This is a genomic window from Reichenbachiella sp. MALMAid0571 (assembly GCF_040151475.1).
Lineage (GTDB): Bacteria > Bacteroidota > Bacteroidia > Cytophagales > Cyclobacteriaceae > CAXBNB01.
In genome coordinates, this window is record NZ_JBDKWG010000101.1 from 1 (window position 1) to 2122 (window position 2122).

General features: G+C 31.4%; 4 protein-coding genes. All 4 read left to right on the forward strand.

The features are described from left to right. A partial coding sequence (locus tag AAOP42_RS04505) for a hypothetical protein (RefSeq protein ID WP_349527268.1) occupies positions 1-361 on the forward strand: 361 nt, incomplete at its 5' end. 167 nt (positions 362-528) lie between these two features. Further along, a complete protein-coding gene (locus tag AAOP42_RS04510; protein ID WP_349527269.1) occupies positions 529-1020 on the forward strand; it encodes a hypothetical protein in 492 nt (163 codons plus the stop codon). A gap of 123 nt (positions 1021-1143) precedes the next feature. Further along, positions 1144-1800, forward strand: a complete 657-nt coding sequence (locus tag AAOP42_RS04515) for a hypothetical protein (protein ID WP_349527270.1) — start codon at positions 1144-1146, stop codon at positions 1798-1800. Between the two features lie 34 nt (positions 1801-1834). Further along, on the forward strand, positions 1835-2122 hold a 288-nt coding region (locus tag AAOP42_RS04520; protein ID WP_349527271.1), incomplete at its 3' end, for a hypothetical protein.

Below are 2122 nucleotides of genomic sequence, written 5' to 3' on the forward strand. Positions count from 1 at the left end.
CGGGGATACATTATTCGAAATATGCTATGATCGTTTTTCTTATTCTTATCAGAGATCGAGAAGCGTTTGTTATTCATTTTCTACTAAAAGTCCTGTCAATGAAGTGAAATATGTTTCCAGCCGGGATTTTCAAATTAGCGGACAGATGTACAAAGTGTATAAGTTTTTACAGGATGACCCTAATATTGCAGATGATGAAGAAATGTTTTTTTACTCACCGGACTTAGGTATTATAATTTGCAATTCCTTGTCATGGGAGGGGTCTGAAAGGCTTTTTTATGCTTCAGGCCATGCAAAATCGCAATTGGTGGTTTTGCTTGAAAATAAAATAATGGGGGATAAAGATTTTTTCACGCTATGACGAGAGTGAATTATTCGTTTAATTGATAGAATTTATTAAGGCTTTGCCTCAGAGGTGTTTATTCGCCCTTCTGATAATGACGATCAATTGATCTTGTAGAAGAACTACCCGAACTGAAGATGTAAGTGTAATTGAAATAGATATTAGTAGCTTTGATCAAGAATATTATGAAAAAGTTAAAAACTATATCCACCAATAAATTCTTAATACTGATTTTGTTTTGTTGTTTTCACTTCGGCTGTACCCAAAATGAGGAGGATAAAACCTTGAATAATACAACTATCTTGGAAGGGGTTTGGTGGTATTGTGATAATAATGGTTATAATGAAGTTTATTTTGGAGAAGACCATCTGGATTATTATTTTGATTCTGGGCATAAAAAATACAAATACGATTATGAAATTGTAGGGGATTCACTTTTTAGTAATCGTTTGGACATTCAAACAAAGCATAAAATCAAGTTTGTAAATGAAAAAACGATTGAACTTTTTTTTTATGAAGATGGCAATATTCTTAAAAATACATTACAAAGAATCTCTACTTTAGAGCTAAGTAGTAAACAATTTGATTTGAGGAGAGAAAAAAGTCCTTGTAAAAATATTAGACAGCATTTTTCTGATATAGGAAGTTTAGATAGCCTCGATTATATTGATTTTTAATCAGATAAAAATCAATATATATTCCCTTGATGATCATTCTCTATGGGGATATACACTGAGATTTTTGTTTCCAATAATTGTATAGCAAATGGTTTTTCGGACATGTTTGTTAAGACATTAAAAATGGATAAAGAATTTAGAGAGGACATTACTAAAATTTTCACAGACTCAAAAAAGAATGAAAATTCCCTTTTTGAACTGGAGAAATTTTGTGATAAGTATTCAATGTCAGAGGATTTTAAGAAGTTAAAAAAGAACATTTTACTTCAAAAATGTGGCATTTTAACCAATTTGAAACGATTTAAAGAAGCCCTTCAAATTATCGAATCTTTATTGATAGAGACTAAGAAAACAGACGTAGCACTTTTTAATCTGCTCTCAGCCAAAATTGATATTTATATAAAAATGGGTAAAACAAAAAAGGCGAAAACGTTAATTGGTGAGTGTCTGGATGGAGAAATAATATTCAATGAAAATGAAAATTTAATATTTCTAAAGAAGCTGGAGGAGTTGTGCACACCACAGTTGATTGATCAAAAATACGACGCATTAATACAGAAAATAATTTACTTTCTGGGATTTAAGGAAAGTACCGTTGATTTAAACATAAATGAAGTTGTTCACCTTGTTTATAATATCAATTTAACATCTGGTAAGGCGTATACTAAATTGATGCTTGATTGGCATTCGTCTGATGTTTCAAACAAAAAAGAGTTAGTCGAAGAATACATCCAAAAAGAGAAGCTAGAATATTATCGAGAAATGGCTTTGGCACTTTGAGGGAAAAAAGTAGCTTAGGATTAGAAGGATCACCATGCAGATAATCAGATTATTTTTTGTTGTATTATTACTACAATTGACTTACGCATCCTTTTCTCAAAAAAGGGATACTGCCGAAATGTTTTATCTTTTTGAAGGAGGGCTTATTGGTGTTGATACCATACGATCAGTCATAACCAGACACGTACATACCGGGGATACATTATTCGAAATATGCTATGATCGTTTTTCTTATTCTTATCAGAGATCGAGAAGCGTTTGTTATTCATTTTCTACTAAAAGTCCTGTCAATGAAGTGAAATATGTTTCCAGCCGGGATTTT